This is a genomic window from Odoribacter splanchnicus DSM 20712 (assembly GCF_000190535.1).
Lineage (GTDB): Bacteria > Bacteroidota > Bacteroidia > Bacteroidales > Marinifilaceae > Odoribacter > Odoribacter splanchnicus.
In genome coordinates, this window is record NC_015160.1 from 917,147 (window position 1) to 936,450 (window position 19,304).

Below are 19,304 nucleotides of genomic sequence, written 5' to 3' on the forward strand. Positions count from 1 at the left end.
TGGTGTCTGACGGAAACGTAACGTAAAGTTTTTTGCGAAGTGAGGAGTTCCGCCGGTCAGTGATAGAAAAAGTTAGACGACCGACAGAAGCGACCGGTTCGACAATTCCGATCACCGAAGACGAATTATTAACGAAATAAACCTAGATTTAAATAACTTCATAAGTTCCCAAAAAAAGAGTCCCCGGCAATGAGGACTCTTTTAAGTTATCGATATTATTTGTCAGCTTGTTTATACAGTACCTTCCCCCGTTGTTCGATCACCCATTTCCCGTCGAGCCGGCGTACATTGTAAGTGTCGTCATCTTCCTGGTTCCAGACATATCCTCCTGCAGGAAGAGTACGGCGGTCGAGCACCGGATGATTATCATGCCCGGGAACATATACTTCTGCTTTTAACGAATCGGCAGCAAAAACGACATAAGCAGCCGAAGAACTGGATTTATCCGTTTCAGACACCAACTGCACGCCGTCTTCGAACAAACGGATACAATTCTGTTTTACTTCCGACCAGGTATAACCTGCAGCTGCATTACATCCGTGATCGTCCTCGGCCACTCCGATGCGTTGGGTGGTATCGACAGGTACATACACGATGAGCAGTTGATCTTTTCCTTTAAGCTGCAACTCCTGATCCGTTACCATATACTGCTCTACCTTGTTCAATGCCTTTAAATAAGCATCTTCGAAAGGCATATCCGGGCAAAACATCATGGTAGCCCCTCCGGTCTTAAAGGTCATTTTCCCTTTTTCCCCAACTTCATAAGTTCCGAAGAAACGATTACATCCTGCAGAACCATATACCGCACTACTATCGCTAAATACCAGAGTCGGAATTTGCTGAGGATTCTTTACTTCCTTTCCATTTTCAGTCATCGACTTCAATTGCCATTCTTTGGCTCTTAACAAAGTCAGTGAATTGTCACTACTTTTACATCCGGTTACCGCAACCAGCAGCACCAACAACATTAATTTCATTTCTTTCATTGTTTTCCGTTTTTTATTATAATTATACAGTGCAAACTATTCTTCTTCCCTGATTTCAGCAAATAAATCGTATTCGTCTGCCCCGGTAATCACCATCCGGTAAAATTCACCGACTTGCAAAGTTCTCTCACCAGGAATCAAAACCTCGGGGTCTACTTCAGGAGAATCGTGTTCGGTACGCCCGACATAATACTCCTCTTCCTGCCGGTCGATAAGTACCTTCACAACCTGTCCGATTTGTGAACGCCCGATCTCTTCGGCTATACCGGCTTGTATCTGCATGATTCGCCCGGCCCGTTCCCTCTTGATTTCTTCGGGAACATCATCCTGATAATGCCGGTCACACCAGGTGTCGTCTTCATGTGAATAAGGGAATACTCCCAAGCGTTCGAACCTCATTTCCCGGACAAATTCACAAAGTTCCTCAAAGTCTTCGGCAGTCTCCCCGGGATGTCCGGTCATTAGAGTCGTACGGATAAATATCCCAGGTACTTCCTGCCGGATTTTACGTATCAGTTCTATGGTTTGTTTCTTAGATATGCCTCTTCGCATCTGTTGCAGCATATGATCACTACAATGTTGCAGGGCGATATCCAGGTATTTGCATACATTAGGACGTTCACGCATCACCGTTAACAATTCTAACGGAAATCCGGCCGGGTAAGCATAATGCAGCTTAATCCATTCCAGGCCCTCTATATCTGCAATCCGCCCGATCAGTTCTGCCAACCGATTTTTTCCATACAAATCTATACCGTAATAAGTCAAGTCCTGAGCGACCACCAAAATTTCCTTGACTCCCCCCTTTACCAATGCCCGGCATTCTTCCAGCAATTCTTCAAAATCCCTGGACTTGTGTTTTCCGGTCATGATCGGTATAGCACAATAAGAGCAAGTGCGGTTACATCCTTCCGAAATTTTCAGATAAGCATAATGGTCCGGTGTAGTTAAAACCCGTTGATTACGGATCCGCTCGTCGAAATGTTCACCCATCCGCTCCAATACCCCTTTCCAATCGAACTTACCGAAAAAAGCATCAACCTCTGGAATTTCTTCTTGAAGTTCTGCTCCATAACGTTGTGATAAACAACCGATCACATATACTTGTTCTACAATCCCTTCTTTCTTCCGTTCCACTTGTTCCAAAATGGTATTTACCGATTCTTCTTTCGCATCCCCGATAAATCCACAGGTATTCACAATAACCACCTCTGCATCCGAATTTTCTACATCGGTTTCAGTATCATAGCCTGCCTGATCCAGTTGTTTCAACAGCATTTCGGTATCGACCAGATTCTTCGAACACCCCAGACTGATAATATTTACTTTTTTCATATCGTCAAAAACATCTAAAAATACCCAAAGACGCTCTTCGGTCACCGAGGTTTTCAACTTTGGGGAGGGCAAAGGTACAAAAATTAGTTATCTTTGCGCAATATCTCAAATGAATGAATACGACGCAAACATTACAATGGCTTCCAACTTCTGTCAGAGAAGTAAAGGAACGAGGCTGGGATGTTCCGGATGTCATCCTGTTCTCAGGAGATGCCTATGTCGACCATCCTTCTTTCGGAGGAGCTGTCGTAGGAAGATTACTGGAATCTCTGGGACTGAAAGTCGCTTTGGTGCCTCAACCCAACTGGCAGGATGATTTAAGGGATTTCCGAAAACTAGGTACTCCCCGTCTGTTCTTCGGTGTCAGTGCCGGAAGTATGGATTCGATGGTCAACCATTATACTGCTGCCAGACGCCGGAGGTCGGACGATGCCTATACCCCGGATGGACGGGCAGGTGCACGTCCCGATATGCCTTCGATCGTTTATACCCGTATCCTGAAAAAACTATATCCCGATACCCCGGTGATTATCGGAGGAATCGAAGCTTCTTTACGCCGTCTCAGCCATTACGATTACTGGAAGGATACCTTACAACCCTCTATCCTGATCGATAGTGGAGCCGATATGCTGATCTACGGTATGGGAGAAAAACCGTTGACCGATATTTGCCGGTTGATGCAAAAAGGAATTCCCTTCCGCAATCTGACCAACATACCACAGACCGCCGTCCTGAGAGCCGGTGATGAAACTGTCGCGACCAATAAAAAGTGGCGAACGATCATTCTACACTCCCACGAATCTTGTCTGAGTAATAAAAAACACCATGCCGAAAATTTCCGGTATATCGAAGAAGAATCGAACAGTATCGAAGCGGCCCGTCTGATTCAGCCCGTAGATAACCGGCAAGTGATTGTCAATCCTCCTTATCCTCCGCCGACTACCCGGGAACTCGATGCCGTCTATGCTTTACCGTTCACCCGTCTGCCTCACCCCCGTTACAAAGGGAAAGAAATTCCGGCCTATAATATGATCCGGCATTCCGTGACTTTGCACCGGGGATGCTTCGGGGGATGTGCTTTTTGCACCATCTCTGCCCATCAAGGAAAATTCATTGTTTCGCGCTCTCCTGAATCGATACGGCAAGAGTTGGAACAAATCACCGCCATGCCCGACTTTAAAGGTACCGTTACCGACCTGGGAGGCCCCTCGGCCAATATGTATCACATGAAAGGTAAAAATGAGGAAATTTGCCGGTTGTGTAAACGGGCTTCCTGCGCCTATCCGACCGTATGTAAAAACCTGAATACAGACCACGGACCCTTATTACGAATTTACGAAGAGGCCCGTCAGGTTCCCGGCATCAAACATTGCTTTATCGGTTCCGGGATCCGGTATGATTTGTGTTTAAGTGATACAGGAAATAAAGAAGTTGATAAAACGAATAGACGATATCTTGAGACTGTCATTCGTCACCACGTATCCGGACGTTTCAAAGTTGCTCCCGAACATTGTTCTCCTACAGTGTTAGGTTTGATGCGCAAACCTGCTTTCGGTTTGTTCCAGCAACTGAAATCGATTTTCGATGAGATTAACCGAAAACACCGTTTGAACGAACAAATCATTCCTTATTTTATCTCCTCTCATCCGGGTTGCCGCCCCGAAGATATGGCGGAATTAGCTGTAGCCACAAAAGCTCTGGATTTTAAACTCGAACAGGTGCAAGACTTTACCCCCACGCCGATGACTGTGGCGACCACCATTTACTATTCCGGTTATCACCCCTATTCGCTGCAAAAAATCGACACAGCAAAATCAGAAAAAGAAAAAAAACAACAAAACATGTTTTTCTTTTGGTATAAAAGAGAATTCCGGGAACAGATCATGACCCTGCTCCGTAGAATCCATCGGGCGGATCTAATCCCGAAATTATATGGAAAAGAGAGAGAAAAATAGAATCAATGTTTTAATTATTCAGGACGATTCGTTAACTTTGTCAAATCGTTGGGCATCTGCCCGAATAGTGTATAGAAAATCATATTCCAATGAGATATCAATTATTGCTTATAGTAGTAATTTTCCTGACAGCCTGTAACAGTAAAGTGAAACAGGCTAATAAGCGTGGACTGGAATATATGAAACAAAACCTGTATGAGCAAGCGATTACCGAGTTCGACAACGCTCTGAGTATAAACAATACCTGGTTTCCGGTTTATTACAACCGGGCTATTTCGTATGCCAATACCCGCCGTTACAAAGAAGCTTTAGCAGATTTCAACTATGTCATAGCCAATTATCCGGATCATGCAGATGCTTATTTTAACCGGGGTATTCTTTATGAAAATCTGGGTATTTATGCCAATGCCATTCAGGACTATTCCCAGACGATCAGCCTGCGTCCCGATTTTATCCAGGCTTACCATTACCGGGGAATAGCCCGGTTCAGGATGAACGATCTCGAAGGGGCTTTAAAAGATTATAACGAAGCCCTGCGCCTCGGAAAAAATGTCGATTTAGAAGTTGCGAAGGCAAAAGAATTCGGTTTGAATTCCAGTGCTCTGTATTTCAATCGGGGAGTAGTATTGCAGAAACAAGGCCAACTAGAAGCAGCGGTCAGGGATTACACCGAAGCGATCGATATCGATCCTTCGAGTGCCCGTTCCTATTATAACCGGGCCATTGCTAAAATGGCACTCTACCAATCCGAGGAAGCTTTAAAAGACCTGGAGATCGCTTCCCGGTTGGGCTTTGAAGCAGCCGACAAGGTGATCGCCGATTATTTCAAGAACTAAGTATAGCCCGAAAGGGTATTTAGGTGTGTGTATAATTCGATGAATATGAAAAATTTATTCTTACTTTTGGTATGCGGACTGTGCTTTCAGTCCGTCGGTTCGTTTGCACAGGGATATAAAATCCAGGTGAATATTCCACAAATGTCTAATAAACAAGTTATCCTCGCCAATTATTTCGAGGGAAAAGTTTACGCTGTAGATACGGCCCAAATCAATAGCAACGGTACGGGATATTTCCAGAAAAACAATAAAAAACTGGCACGGGGAATGTATATTCTCCTTTTCTCCCCCAGTAATTATTTCGATATTATGATCGGGGATAACCAAAATTTTTCCATCACAACCGATACCCTCCAGGTCATAGATAAAATCCGTTTTGAAGGTTCGCCTGAAAATACAGCTTTTCTGGGTTTTCAAAAAGTAATGACTTCGGCAACCCAAAAAAGCCGGCAGATCAAAGAAGCCATGGAAAAAGATCCGGCAAAAACAAGCCCCGAAGCAAAAAAGAAATATTCCGCCCGATTCGATCAGATCGATAAGGAAGTCCGTGATCATATCGCCGGACTTTGCAAACAATTTCCGAACTCGGCTTTAGCTACCTTCGCCAATTTTACACTCTCCGTTCCTACTCCTGATTTTTCAAAAGAAATACCTGAAAATACCCCCAACCGGGATTTTGAAATACAAAAAAAAGAATACCTCTTTTCAAAGGCACATTATTGGGACAATACTAATTTTCAGGACAGTACTTTAATCCGCACTCCTATTTTCAAAAGTAAGCTCGACGAATTCTTCAATACCAGAGTATTGATGATTCCGGATAGTGTCTATAAAGAATCGGTGAATATCATTGAAAAATCGAGAGGTTGTAAAGCCATGTTCCGCTATCTGGTAAGCTATTGTTTCAATTATGCCCTATCGAACAAGTATATGGGAATGGAGGCCGCCTTTGTATATCTGGCAAAAAAATATTACCTGACAGGCGAGGCCGACTGGGTAGACAAAAAGACCCTCGAAAATATCGAACGGGAAGTGATCCTTACGCAATATAATCTGATCGGCCTGAAAGCGCAGGAATTGAAGCTGCCGACTATGGACGGCGATTGGGTCAGTCTATATGAAACCGAAGCCCCCTTTACGTTATTGCTCTTCTGGGAAGCCGATTGCGGACATTGTAAAAAACAGGTACCTCAGGTCAAAACAGGATTACTGGATAAATTCAAACCTTATGGTTTCAAAGTATTTGCCGTACACACTCAGAACGATAAAGAAAAATGGGAAAATTTTGTTACCGAACATGAACTATTCGATTTCATCAACTGTTGGGATCCTCAGAATCAAACTAATTTCAGGGTATACTATCACATCGATTCTACTCCGGTCATGTATCTCCTGGATAAGGAAAAAAAAATCATCGCCAAGAAACTGGATATCGAACAATTTGCAGATATCCTAACCAAAGAATATAAAAGAATCGGTGTCGAAGTGAAAAACGTTTAGTTTTTCACTTTTTTTATCCCGAAGCCGATTTTCTGAATCAATTTTAAAGTCTCCATGGCTGTCCGGCGGTCGTAATCTTTTTCCGTTTCGGACAATTCCTCATAAGGCACCAAACCGGGATGAGTACGAAGCATATCATTTCTTTCGGAACCATATTTCCATCCTTCGGCCAAACGGCCTGCAGCCCATACTTCATGTACATTTTTTGCAATGATCTCGGCCAATTCGCATAATTCCGAAGGTAGTTGTATATCGCTGACATCTATCGGGGCCGGAATATAATCTGATTTCATCGTTCGATCGTTTTATTTGTACAAAGATACAGATTTATTTCCGACACGAGGTGTCTTAACACCGGGTCTTTGAAACGGATTTTTAGAATAACCCGCTTCTCTCCTTTGTCTATGATCTCCTATTCGGCAGTTCGATAAAACAAAATTCGGGGAAATAAAGTATAAGCGGTTATAAAGATAAGCATCTGAAAAATAAGTCCTGAAAAATACTTATATTTACAGCAGTCTATTCAGCTATTTTGTCATGAGCAAGTATACGACAAATGAAGAAGAAAGCCAATGTCTGCCTAACCGGCTCGGTTTAACCCGTCCCGGGGAGATTGCAGAAGCAGAATTCGAAGGATTCCTGTTAGCTGAAATCATGCTGACCGAAACACTGACTACCGCCACTCGTTTCGACTGTCAATATATCCGCAATATACATAAACTGGCTCTGAAAGAACTCTACACCTTTGCAGGAAGATACCGGACGGTCAATATGTCGAAAGGAGGATTCCTCTTCCCTTCTGCTCTGTTTATACCACAGAGCATGCAATTTTTTGAAGATGAAATTCTGAAAAAATTACCCGATACTTATCCCGATAAGGCTTCTTTAGCCAAAGATGTAGCCATCGTCCACGGAGAATTGCTTTTCATCCATCCTTTTCGGGAAGGAAATGGCCGGACGGCCCGTATCCTGGCGAATCTAATGGTACGCAAACAAGGCTATGAAGGATTAAGGTTCGATAAAATACATTTCAGGGACTACGTCGTTGCTGTACAGCGGGTCAGCGAAAAAAATTATCTCCCGATGCAAAGAATTATAGAAACTATTTTTTGAGTTTTTCATTTACCCGGGCATAAATAGCCTGAACTTTTGCTTCCGGAATAAAAATCCCTTCTATACGGAAAGAAGCTATCATAGAATCAAGGATAAATTTTCGTTCGGTAGGACGTACCGGAGTGATAAAAACTGTGTTTTTCGATATCTTTTTCATGTTACAAATATACAAAAAATCCCCCTAAAAACCTCAAACAAACAGCATTTTTTATCGATTTTTCAGCTATCCGAAATCTTAAATTTCGACAATAATTCTTTTACAATTTGCGCATGAAGCTCTACTGAGAAAGGAACTGTCCACACCAGATCATTCTTTTCACACACCACTGTCAATAATCCCTCTGCAAGTAGATTAGACAGATTAATACTTTTTTCATGTTTCACCTTTTTCATTGTATGCCCACACTCCAAGATATAGAAGTGACCGATAGTCTACCTCTCAATAGTGGAGTCGGCAGTCCCAGAAATAAGAGGATAAACGTATCGCTCACATATCTCTACGCGACATACAGTTCATCTTTCTTATTTCGTAAAAGTTTTGCCGACTTCCTATTGAAAAAGATTAAACTTTACATCATGTTATTACAAACTTGGGTACAACTCTTTGTACCGAAACAAAGGTAATAACTATTTTTAGATAAAAAAGCAAATGAATTATACAATTTATTCATTTTAGCTAAAATTTTATTCTATCTACTTTGGACTATATTATTCCTATATAAAAAAAAACCACGCTTTCACGTGGCTCCTTTAAACAGGAAAGGATTTATTTTTTCCGGGAATACTTATATTCCAATATAAATGCAATCAATAATCCGAGCCCTCCGAAGAACAGTACACAACCGCAATAGCCCGATTACCGGTTACGAAAGACTTTTTTGAAATAGTTCAATGGCTGAATTCGAATTCTTTAATCAGATACCCGATCCCTTTTTGTTTTAAAGCTGCAGCAGCTTGTTGTGCTTCTTCACGGGTATCGTATACACCGGTACAATAACGCACAACCCCATGGCTTAATTTCTCTGTAAACACTACCCGAAACTGATTGAGGACAGCAGGTACATTTTTAAATACGCCCAACTGCAAAGTAAAAAAACGGCCTTTTACCGCCCTTAATTCCCTCAACTGAGTCTCTCCGATTTTTTTAGTTCCTTCTTCAGCAGCAACAGCCATCTGGTTCGGATTGAATAAAGAGTTCGGTCCCGGCTTATAATTCGTACGCAATACTTTAAACTCGATTCTCCGATTCAATTGCAAGGCCGTTTCCCGTTGCTCTCCTCTCAAACGGCCGAAAAACCTTTCGTTCAATACCTCCCCGACTTTAAAGAACGGATATTCACGGGCATCCTTTTCATTGATTTGGCGGGGTTGAGTTTCCCCGTATCCTTTCGCTTCAAGCCGGTCCCAATACACCCCTTTCCCGATCAAATAATCGACCACAGCCCGAGCCCGGTGTTCGGATAAAATCCGATTAGCTTCGTCGTTTCCCACCATATCCGTATGAGCGGACAACTCTATCGTTATATTCGGATTATCCTCCAGAATAGTCAATAATTCTTCCAGATTCTGTCGTGCCTCCGGACGTAACTCCCATTTAGCCACATCAAAATAGATATTAGGTATGACGATCGGTTTTTCTATCGGCTGCATCCCGATCTGTAATTCATAAAGCCGGTCGGCTTTTTCCCGATAAGTCGATACCAGTCCCTTCCCTTTCAGGAAACGGGGATGGTCGGTGACAAATACATACTCACAATCAGAAACGACTTCCATTTCTGCCCTTCCCAGTGAATCCGTCTCTAAATAAGAGACTTCTCCATTATCGGCAGTAACCGTAACATTTACTTTGGCTATCGGAAGTTCGGTCACTGTATTGACTGTCAATAAATTGATTTTCAATTGTTGCGGTATAAAACTAAAACGATAAATATGATCGTTTCGACCGCTTCGTCCCGAAGTAAGCAAACCGTCCTCCGTTCCCGGTTTAAAGGCAATACCGAAATCATCTGCAAAAGAATTTAAGGGTGCAGGCAAATGAATGATAACCTCCTTTCCAGCTACATTCCCCACTTTATACAAATCCAATCCCCCAAAACCATAATGCCCGTTAGAAGCAAAATAAAACTCTCCATTCTCTCTCACATAAGGAAACATCTCGTCCCCGGCCGTATTGATCAATTCGCCTGCATTCTGAGGTTGCCCCCATTTTTCCTCCAGCCTGTCCACATACCAGATATCTTTTCCTCCGAACCCTCCGGGCAGCTGATCGGTGACAAAATACAACCGTAATCCGTCAGGAGTCAATGCCGGATGTCCGATAGAAACAGAATCCCCGCAAATACCGGCTAAAGAAACGCTACCCCATTCTTTTTTTTCGGTTTCCTCCCCGGAATTAGCGGCTTGCCGGATTACTTTATAAATACGGGTACCTACCTGGCTCTCTTTGATCATACGTGAAGAGGTGAAATAAAGTGTACGCCCATCGGGAGCAAAGCACATGACTCCTTCACTCCGGTTGGAATAAATAGAATCTTTCTGCAATTCCGGTTGCAACCATCGTGGTTCCTTAAAACGCTTTACCTTCACTTTACCTTGTTTATCCGTAGATCTGATTTCCTGCACATACCTCGTCCCGTAGATATGGCTATACCCTTCGCCGGTAACCGGGTCTGTCTTTATTCTCTTTTTTCTCGGATCGGGTTTGCGCGTAGAAGCCAATAAAACCCGGGTCGTATCCCCCGGCACATACACCGGAGCGAAATCGCTGTACCTGGAGTTAAACTCCCGCTTCAAAGCTATCCGGTAACGCCCTTGTTCTCTCAGATCGTTATCCACTTGTTCCAGATAATAAAGGCCATCGTTTCCTTTTCCATCACCGAACAATGCTTCTTGTTTACGATAATATTCCCTCGCCGTAGCGGTATCGTCGTTCATCACCGCAAGCTGAGCCACTTTCAGATAGATTTCAGGCATTTGCGGATTGGCTCTTTCGGCTTTTCTCAACCAGTTGTAAGCTTCTTTCAGCCGATTTACATTTTGATTTACCTGCCCAGCCTTTATCGCTGCAAGTGCCTGAAAATCTTTGGATTTTGTTTTATGATAAGCCTTTTCGTATTTCGATCCGGCCTTATAAAATCGTCCGGTCTCCGCCATACGATCCCCTCTCCTCATATAATATTTTGAAGAACAGCCCATCATTCCGACGAGCACACCACAAATAATCAGAAAAAATTTCATAACCACATCCAACTAACCGACATCTGCCCCGATTTTACAAAGCAGCGATCAATAAATTTATATCTCTGGCTATCAAGCCCAACTTATCCGCAATCACATTCTTAGTCAAAATTCCGTTATAAAGATAAACCCCTTCCCTTAACCCTGCATCCATCCGGATGGCATTGGTAAATCCTCCTTGCCTGGCAATATGCTGAAGCATAGGTAAGAAAACATTACTATAAGCGATCGAAGCAGTCCGGGCTACCCGCGACAATACGTTCGGAACACAGTAATGGATTACTCCTTCATAAGTATACACCGGTTTTTCGTGAGTCGTCGGACCCGCTGTCTCAATACATCCGCCATGATCGATAGACATATCCACGATCACCGCTCCTCTTTTCATCAACCTCACCTGGGCTTCCGAAACAACGGTATTCTCTCCGTTATCGAAACAACGCATAGCTCCGATAAGCACATCGGCCGAAGCCAACGCTTTATCCAATACCGGTTTATGAAAAACAGAGGTAAATACCCGCTGTCCCAAAACCTCGTTCAGCTTCCGGAGACGCTCGACCGAATGATCGAAGATTTTCACGGTCGCTCCCAGGCCTAAGGCTGCACGGGCAGCGAATTCACCCAAGGTGCCTGCTCCCAGAATAACGATTTCCGCCGGCGTAATCCCACTGATACCTCCCAAAACAATCCCTTTACCTCCCCGCGAATTATTAAGATATTCACTGGCTATCATGATGGCCGAATTACCGGCAATCTCACTCATAATCCGGACCACCGGATAATACCCCTCTCCGTCTTTCAAAATATCGAAACCGACTGCCGTCACTTTTTTCTGCATCATTTCGGTAATGGCATCCTTCCGCATGTCACAGAGTTTCAGAGGGGAAAGAATCACTTGCCGGTCGTGCATATAAACCGTATCCCCGGCAGAAACAGAAGTCGCCTTAAGCACAACGTCGGCAGTATACACTTCACCTAAAGTCTCTACGATCATAGCACCGGCATCGGCATATTCCGTGTCACCGTAATAGGCATTATTACCGGCCCCACGCTGGATCAACACTTCATGTCCCATAGAAACCAGGATATGAACAGATTCGGGAGTGAGACAAATCCGGTTCTCCCCTTTCTCCAGCTCGTTCGGTATCCCCAGAATCAATTTCTTCTGCCTTTTATCCTGAAAAACTTCTTTTTCCTGATAAAGAAACCATTGCTTATTAATCGTTCCCGACATTCTGCCTGTGTTGTCCATAGTCTTAAAAGTTAAATTTCCACCTTCAATTCACGACTTCCATCCGGATTTTCAGTAAAATAACAATCGACGATACCTTCTGGAAGCAGCTCGTCTATTTTTTCAGGCCATTCGATAAAACAACGGTCTCCACTGAAAAAATACTCTTCATAACCGAAATCAAGCGCTTCAGCTATATGGTTTACGCGATAAAAATCAAAATGATATAGGGATTTCCCATTTTTTGTCTGATACTCGTTGACCAGGGCAAAAGTCGGGGAACTCACATCGTCGGTTACCCCCAGACAGGCTGCGACGGCCTTTACAAAAGTAGTCTTCCCTACTCCCATCGGTCCGTACAAAGCAAAAATAGTTTTGTCTCCGACATAATCCAAAAATTCTGCCGCCACTTTATTCAGATCTTCGAGATGATTGATTGTCCATTTCATAGGCTTCTAAATCCATTAGTTCAAATAATATTTCTTAAAAAATTCAAGATAAACCTCTATATTCTTTTTGCCGGTCAATGTCTGCAAATTCACTTCAGTAATAATGAAATTCGTATAATCGACATTTCTCAGCGATTTGAATAATTTCCGGTTACCGATGACTGTCGTGAAATAACGCATCGCTTCTTCTTTGTTATTGAAACCGGACACCACCATACAATCGTGTTCTTCATCGAACTTCAAATTGTTCAAAGTCAGTCCTGCAAAATTGAATTCTTCGAAAATTGTTTTCAGCCGGTAGGGATCGATCGTATTGGGATAGAACAAAACGAACTTGTGTGCTACGCTCTTATTGTAAATATAATCCCCATCTTCAACCCCGATAGCTCCCGCACTTTTCAGATAATGATCATCGAAAAATTTCAGGTATTCTTCCAGGTATTCATTTTCCTGCATAGCTTTGAGATTATGGGGAGTGATCAGGAATACTTCATAATCTACCCCGGCCAGCAAATCGAACAATTTCTTATTTTTCAGGACTGCCGACATATAGTCCAACGCCTGTTTCTTATTACCGATATGCTTGACCACTATCAATTCCAGATCCCGGTTATAATCCCCTTTTTCGAATGTAAATGCAGGATCCACTTCCTGCAAAGCTTCTACAATGCGTTTCGTATTGACTTCCCGGAAAGGAACAGCCAAAACAAAATGATGATTCTCTTGTTCTTCATTGTTAAAGACATGGGCAGCAGTCCCCCATTTCCCTACAATTTTCTCACCTTGGTAACGATCCTCAAAATAATTCTCGGTAAAGAAATCGACATACTGATCGATATTATTCAATCGCTTCAGGATAGAGAAGTTGTCCGGCGATATAGCGAACATCCGGTAACTTTCGTTTCCCAGAATCTTCAACAAAAACTTATCCGTAGCTATTTTATACAAATATTCGGAAGCTTCCGAATACTGTCCGAACCGACGAACAACCAGCACCTCTTTTTTGTACCCGAGCTCTTCTTTTTTCATTTCATAACTTTTCCCTTCGGCCATTTCGGCAGCATGAATAAACTTCAAACGCGCTTTAAATCTGGTTTCCTGAACGGTTGTAAATTCCTGTGGCAAAAACAATACCACCCATTGTTCTTTTTCTTTCTCGATTTTATAAGTTGTTTCTTCTTTCCGGCTACGACCAGCCAGTACTTCTTCATCGAATTGCCAATTGCGGTTCGCCTGTAAAGAACGGACCTGAGCCATTTCCGCTTCGGAATACCGAACAGGTTTTTCTCCTACCGCTAAAGAAGCCAGAATGTCGCTAGTCACCTGCAGGATCTCTTTTCCGGGACGGGCTGCGATTACCTCTTCCAAAGCGTTCTTCGCCTCCTGGGGAGAACCGGTATTTACAACACACATCGCTTTCAGAAACAGCACATTTGCTTTCAATTTATTATCCGGGTACGCTTTCAGGATTCTGTCACAAATTTGTGCTGCTTCGTGGTAATAAACTTTTTGGTAATATCGGTAAGCTTCCTGATACTTTTTCTCTACCACTTTCAGCACATCTTCGACCTGACGGAAATAGTTCGGGTCTTGTAGTCCCCGGGCGAAATCACTTTCAGGGAAAAGAGCGGTCAGCTCTGTTTTATATCTTTCAGCCTCTGCCGCCTTACCTGCCTTGAGAGCGGTCGTGGAAGCCAGATAATAGACCATCGGCAGATTAGCGGTATTTTTAAAACGCTGAATATAAGCATCGAAACACTCTAAAGCCTTTTCCGGATCATTCAAACGGTACAAATAAATTTCGCCGGCTTTATAATAAGCTTCTTCGATCTGTTTTTCAGATGCCTGCAGCATTTCCGGTGTCAGGGGGAGATCCTGCAAATAATACTCCCTGCTCTTTACATCTTTCACTTCCCTTTCCCCTCCCGTCATCTCTGCTAATTCTTCGCCGGTTTCGTCTGCCAAACCGATACTTGCTTTGTTTCGTCTGCGCCAATTGTCTTCCAGCTTACGCCGTCCCCATTTCCGCTTAAAATCATTTTTCCCCAGAGCAATCGTCACGGGATTATAAAAATACCAATCCCCTCCGCGGTTACCCTGTGAAAAAGCATCTCCCCGGCTAAGCATATCGTTACGGCGATAAAAATTACGCTCGGCCTGCTCCCTTCGTTCCTGTTCTTTGCGAGTATTTTCCTGCTCTTTAATCGCAGTGATTTTATCGTCGATCAAGCGGTTTCTCTCTTCTTCCGGTAACACCGCTATCCGCTGCAAACTATCCTGCGTTTGTATAATTCTCAGATTCGTAACCAATTCGGTCAGATCGGTCAGTAAAGATTTTAGTTTTTCATAATCTTCATAACGCGAATCCATGACAAGCAAACAAGAATCGTAACAACTCTGTGCCTGCACATAGGCCTTGTTTTTGAAATAATAATCCCCTAATTTTACAAAAGACAAAGCCTGCTGATTATCGTTATCTACAGAGGCATGCACGGATTTCCAATACAAACCGGCCGCTCCTTCCTCATTTCCACGTTTATTTTCGATATTGGCCAAAGCATAATAAATCCGATCCTGAAATTCCTCGTTCCGGGAATCCCGCAACATTTTCTTCAATTTCTTTTCTACGGCCGCATCTCCTTCCTGATAGGCTGAAGCCATACCGATCCGGGCATTGAAGACCATTTCATAATTGAAATTGAACCGGGTAGCTTTTTTCAATGCCAGTTTAGCAGCCCCATCCTGATTTTCTTTTACATATAATTGAGACAACAAAAAATTGTAGCGCGGTTTACGTTTTATGCTTTTACAAGTCCTGACCAATCTTTCTGCCTCAGGAATCGCTTGTTCGTACATACCTTGACGCACATAGAAATCGGTTCTCGCCGCAGCAACCATCTCCCGTTGTTTCCGCTTTAATGTGCTCCCGTCGAGCCGGTCCATGATCCGGGCAGCCTCTTCGTAGCGTCCCATTTCCGTCAGGCTCCGGAATAACCAGATCGACACCTCGGTCATCAAGGCCTCGTCTTCGGCATATTGCCTTTGTATAAAACGAAAAGTGTTATTGGCCATCGTGTATTTCTTCTTATAGAAATAAGCTTTCCCCAATAACAGATAGCATTTATCCAACTGGTTATTAAATTCTTTTTTCTTTCGGAAGGTCTGATAATTTTTGGAATCTTTATTCTTTCTCCGCCTGGGTTTAGCCGTGATCGAATGTTTATCGATCGCTTTAGCCGCCTTTTCGATCACGTAGTCCATATCGGAGCTGCAAATACTACGCGTCTGTTCGTCATTAGATACGAAAACAGGCAAAAGGTGGGTATAATCCTCCTTATGCCTGTTTTCCATATGCTTTATCCCGGACTTCAAAGCCTGGTCACCGTTAAAATATACGTTATAACGGGTAGTCAACTGGTGATAGTTACGTGAAAAGAAATTGTTTCTCTTCACCGAACAACCGCACAGCACCACCATCATCCCCGTTAATATATAAGAAGAATATTTCATTTAGACATGCTGTCCTATTGTCTGGTGACTCTCACTCTTTTTGCCGGGTCGTGATTTTCCTCTACGGCTTTCACAACTTCATCCGCCAACTGCCTGAACGCTGTTCCCGTAATCGAATCGGCATTCAAAGCTACAGGTTTACCTGCATCGCCTCCATCACAAATAGTCTGTACAACAGGTATTTCGCCCAACAACCGGAGACCTCTTTGTTCGGCCAGTTGTTTCGCCCCTTCCCGTCCGAAAATATAATATTTATGATCGGGCAATTCAGCCGGAGTAAACCAGGCCATATTTTCCACCAGGCCTAGCACGGGCACCTGTATACCCGGCGACTCGAACATATTGATTCCTTTGATTGCATCGGCCAAAGCCACCTGCTGAGGTGTACTGACTACAATAGCTCCTGTCAGGGCGACAGTTTGTACCAAAGTCAAATGAATATCGCTGGTTCCCGGCGGAAGGTCGATCAGCATATAATCCAATTCGTCCCAAAAACCTTGCTCCACCATCTGTTTCAATGCATTGGAAGCCATCGGCCCCCGCCAGACAGTGGCAGAAGCCGGATCGACAAAGAAACCGATAGATAACAATTTTACGCCATATTTCTCTACCGGCACAATGAAATCCTTTCCGTCGATCTGCTCCATATAGGGCTGAGCCTCTTCGCAACCGAACATTTTCGGAATAGAAGGACCGAAAATATCCGCATCCACCAAACCCACTTTATATCCTTCAGCAGCCAAAGCAACCGCTAAATTTGCCGCCACGGTAGATTTTCCTACTCCTCCTTTACCCGAGGAAACAGCGATTATATTTTTTACCTTTTCCAGGGACAACGGTCTCTCCAAATCCTGAACAAACAGGTTTTCGATCTCTACCTCCGTATAAGAAGTTTTTTCTTTTATCAGGGCTTCCGCTTTTTTCTTCACCGACCCGACAAACGGATCGCTGGCTTTCTGAAACACCAGCCGAAACAACACTTTCTCTCCCTCGATCCGGATATTTTGCACCATATCCAGTTCCACAATATTTTTAGAAGTACCGGGATACTTCACTTCTGTGAGAAGATCCCTGATTTCTTTAAGTTTTTCCTGCATCATAACATTTAAAAATTTAATATCCCTTTAGGGGTAACGAAAATAGTAAAAATAGCCGATTCGCCAAAACGACTCTCCGTCCAGATTAAATCCGGGTATTATATTTCCTCAGCCTGGCCCTTAAAGTCGGATAAGCCGGACATACTTTGCCGACCAACTTCCAAAATGCAGCCGAATGATTCTTCTCTACCGTATGGCATAACTCATGCAAGATCACATAATCGATAATTTCATCCGGTAGCTTCATCAACTTGATATTGAGACTGATATTATTGTCAAAAGAACAACTACCCCAATTGGAAATATTGTTCCTGAACGTAACCCGTCCGTAACGAAATCCGAATTTTTCGGCATAGTTTCTGATCCGCTGCGGCAAATATCGACGGCATTCCATCGTATAGATTTCCAGCAAAAACTGCTGAACGATTTTCTCTACTTTACTGAAATCGACTTTTTTAGGAATAAACAGGGTTATTTTTTCCTGTTCAAGCCGATAAGAAGGCTTCGGTTCCTCGGTCTCCACAATCCTCAGCACATGCAACTTCGTCTTAATTTCCGCCCCTATTCCCAAACCGACTCCGGTGTCTTCCTCATAAACTTTCATATCTTTCCGGTTTTTGAGAATCCACTCCCGATTCTCTTCCAGAAATTTCTCCACCTGTTTCCGGCTCACGCCGAAAGGAACACTCACCCAAACCCCACGCCCCGGAGCCATCCGAATACGCAAATACTTGATATTCGCACTCCGCCGGACCTTTATTTCACCAATACCCGCAAGTTCCAATACCTCCATGATCTGAAAAACTATTTTTCATTAAAGAACAATAAAAGGAGGATGCCTTCATCGCATTCTCCTTTTATTCTTTTCTCTACGAACAGCTTAAGCCTGCTTTACCAAATCGCTTAATTTTGTAAATGCACCGTCTACAGAAGCAATCAAATCCTTTCCGATAGTCCTGTAATATCCTTTTCTATCTGCTTTCGCCACTTGTTTTCCAGCATTTACACGTTGTCTTAAATCATTTCTGGAATCTATAATATGCTGTACTATTTCGCTGATATCATCCATACTTTTACCTACAGCCAGACAATTTAAGCTATCGTCAACAACAGCAAAAGTCAAACAATCGATGTCTTTCTTTAATCTTCTAATACTTGCCATAATTTTCAAGAATTTAAATTTTTTCAAAAATAAGAAAAATCCCAGAGATTTCTCCCCTTTCTTCAACTTTTTTTTAGCTCTTAGCTCACGGGGACGCGGGCAGCAGGCTATAGCCCGTCCCCGTGAGCTATTTTTAACAAGTGATCGACAGCTTCCTCCACCGTAGGCTCCGTTCCCAGTAATTTTACAAATAAGCTTCCGATAATAGCTCCGCTACTATAACGGCAAACGGTCGACAAGCTCTCGCCATTAGATATGCCGAAACCGATCAAACGTTTATTTTTCAAATTCAAACGGTCTATTCTTTGGAAATATTCAATCTGTCCGGCTGTAAACCGATCTTTCACTCCGGTCGTCGAAGCCGAAGAGACCATATAGATAAAACCGCCACAATATTCGTCTATCAGACGGATCCTTTCATCCGAAGTTTCGGGGGTAATCAACATAATCACCGGAATATCATATTTTTCACAAAGCGGTTTAACCGACTCCAGGTATTCCTGAAACGGCAAATCCGGAATAATCATTCCATCGATCCCGATTTCCATCCCTTTTCGAAAAAGGTTTTCTATACCGTACCGCAACATCGGATTCAAATATCCCATCAATAGCAAAGGCAATTCAACCCGACTTCGTATACTAGTCAACTGCTCGAGTAATACAGGCAACGTCATGCCATTTTTCAGTGCCTGTGTACTACTTTGCTGGATGACTACCCCATCGGCCATAGGATCGGAAAAAGGAATCCCGATTTCCACCAGATCGACTCCCCGGTTTTCTAACATCTGTATGATTTCGACCGTATCTTCCAAAACCGGATAACCGGCAGTAAAATACACGGACAAAAGATTTCTATCTTTTCTTTGAAACAACTCTGTAATCCGATTCATAAC

The 19,304-nt window shown here is 43.2% G+C and carries 16 protein-coding genes; 4 read left to right on the forward strand and 12 right to left on the reverse strand.

Annotated features, from left to right (window positions below):
- Nucleotides 1-215 precede the first annotated feature (215 nt).
- On the reverse strand, nucleotides 216-986 hold the full coding sequence (locus tag ODOSP_RS03830; RefSeq protein WP_013611093.1) for an META domain-containing protein: 771 nt from the start codon (nucleotides 984-986) through the stop codon (nucleotides 216-218).
- A gap of 36 nt (nucleotides 987-1,022) precedes the next feature.
- On the reverse strand, nucleotides 1,023-2,321 hold the full coding sequence (rimO, locus tag ODOSP_RS03835) for a 30S ribosomal protein S12 methylthiotransferase RimO (protein ID WP_041557175.1): 1,299 nt from the start codon (nucleotides 2,319-2,321) through the stop codon (nucleotides 1,023-1,025).
- A 113-nt stretch (nucleotides 2,322-2,434) separates the two neighbouring features.
- Between rimO and ODOSP_RS03840 the strand changes: the two genes are divergently transcribed.
- The 3 genes from ODOSP_RS03840 (at nucleotide 2,435) to ODOSP_RS03850 (ending at nucleotide 6,612) form a co-directional block, all read left to right on the forward strand.
- Complete coding sequence (locus ODOSP_RS03840) at nucleotides 2,435-4,276, forward strand: YgiQ family radical SAM protein (RefSeq protein ID WP_013611095.1); 1,842 nt, start codon at nucleotides 2,435-2,437, stop codon at nucleotides 4,274-4,276.
- 89 nt (nucleotides 4,277-4,365) lie between these two features.
- On the forward strand, nucleotides 4,366-5,112 hold the full coding sequence (locus ODOSP_RS03845) for a tetratricopeptide repeat protein (protein WP_013611096.1): 747 nt from the start codon (nucleotides 4,366-4,368) through the stop codon (nucleotides 5,110-5,112).
- 45 nt (nucleotides 5,113-5,157) lie between these two features.
- On the forward strand, nucleotides 5,158-6,612 hold the full coding sequence (locus ODOSP_RS03850; protein WP_013611097.1) for a TlpA family protein disulfide reductase: 1,455 nt from the start codon (nucleotides 5,158-5,160) through the stop codon (nucleotides 6,610-6,612).
- On the opposite strand, the gene ODOSP_RS03855 is transcribed toward ODOSP_RS03850, so the two are convergent.
- Entirely contained in the window at nucleotides 6,609-6,905 is a 297-nt protein-coding gene (locus tag ODOSP_RS03855; RefSeq protein ID WP_013611098.1) for a RyR domain-containing protein, read from the reverse strand. The genes ODOSP_RS03850 and ODOSP_RS03855 overlap by 4 nt on opposite strands.
- 244 nt (nucleotides 6,906-7,149) lie before the next feature.
- Here ODOSP_RS03855 and ODOSP_RS03860 point away from each other — a divergent pair, with 244 nt between their 5' ends.
- A complete protein-coding gene (locus ODOSP_RS03860; protein ID WP_013611099.1) occupies nucleotides 7,150-7,725 on the forward strand; it encodes a Fic/DOC family protein in 576 nt (191 codons plus the stop codon).
- Here ODOSP_RS03860 and ODOSP_RS19870 read toward each other — a convergent pair.
- The 9 genes from ODOSP_RS19870 to trpA all read right to left on the reverse strand — a co-directional run bounded on the left by ODOSP_RS19870 (nucleotide 7,715) and on the right by trpA (nucleotide 19,301).
- The gene (locus tag ODOSP_RS19870; protein WP_157741825.1) at nucleotides 7,715-7,882 is read right to left on the reverse strand and encodes a hypothetical protein; all 168 of its coding nucleotides are present in this window, start codon (nucleotides 7,880-7,882) and stop codon (nucleotides 7,715-7,717) included. The two genes, ODOSP_RS03860 and ODOSP_RS19870, sit on opposite strands and share 11 nt — an antisense overlap.
- Nucleotides 7,883-8,613: 731 nt before the next feature.
- Nucleotides 8,614-10,962 carry an OmpA family protein gene (locus tag ODOSP_RS18655; protein WP_013611100.1) on the reverse strand — a complete coding sequence of 783 codons (2,349 nt, stop codon included), beginning with the start codon at nucleotides 10,960-10,962 and terminating at the stop codon, nucleotides 8,614-8,616.
- Between the two features lie 34 nt (nucleotides 10,963-10,996).
- Nucleotides 10,997-12,214 carry an alanine dehydrogenase gene (locus tag ODOSP_RS03875; RefSeq protein WP_013611101.1) on the reverse strand — a complete coding sequence of 406 codons (1,218 nt, stop codon included), beginning with the start codon at nucleotides 12,212-12,214 and terminating at the stop codon, nucleotides 10,997-10,999.
- Nucleotides 12,215-12,225: 11 nt separating this feature from the next.
- Entirely contained in the window at nucleotides 12,226-12,642 is a 417-nt protein-coding gene (tsaE, locus tag ODOSP_RS03880) for a tRNA (adenosine(37)-N6)-threonylcarbamoyltransferase complex ATPase subunit type 1 TsaE (protein WP_013611102.1), read from the reverse strand.
- 15 nt (nucleotides 12,643-12,657) lie between these two features.
- Nucleotides 12,658-16,152: a type IX secretion system periplasmic lipoprotein PorW/SprE gene (gene porW / locus ODOSP_RS03885; protein ID WP_118103085.1), complete on the reverse strand. Its 3,495-nt coding sequence runs from the start codon at nucleotides 16,150-16,152 to the stop codon at nucleotides 12,658-12,660.
- Nucleotides 16,153-16,166: 14 nt separating this feature from the next.
- Complete coding sequence (locus ODOSP_RS03890) at nucleotides 16,167-17,249, reverse strand: Mrp/NBP35 family ATP-binding protein (protein ID WP_013611104.1); 1,083 nt, start codon at nucleotides 17,247-17,249, stop codon at nucleotides 16,167-16,169.
- Nucleotides 17,250-17,334: 85 nt separating this feature from the next.
- Nucleotides 17,335-18,042, reverse strand: coding sequence for a M48 family metallopeptidase (locus tag ODOSP_RS03895; RefSeq protein WP_013611105.1), 708 nt, complete (start codon nucleotides 18,040-18,042; stop codon nucleotides 17,335-17,337).
- An 87-nt stretch (nucleotides 18,043-18,129) separates the two neighbouring features.
- On the reverse strand, nucleotides 18,130-18,411 hold the full coding sequence (locus ODOSP_RS03900; RefSeq protein ID WP_013611106.1) for a hypothetical protein: 282 nt from the start codon (nucleotides 18,409-18,411) through the stop codon (nucleotides 18,130-18,132).
- Nucleotides 18,412-18,518: 107 nt separating this feature from the next.
- Nucleotides 18,519-19,301: a tryptophan synthase subunit alpha gene (trpA, locus tag ODOSP_RS03905; RefSeq protein ID WP_013611107.1), complete on the reverse strand. Its 783-nt coding sequence runs from the start codon at nucleotides 19,299-19,301 to the stop codon at nucleotides 18,519-18,521.
- Between the last annotated feature and the right edge of the window lie 3 nt (nucleotides 19,302-19,304).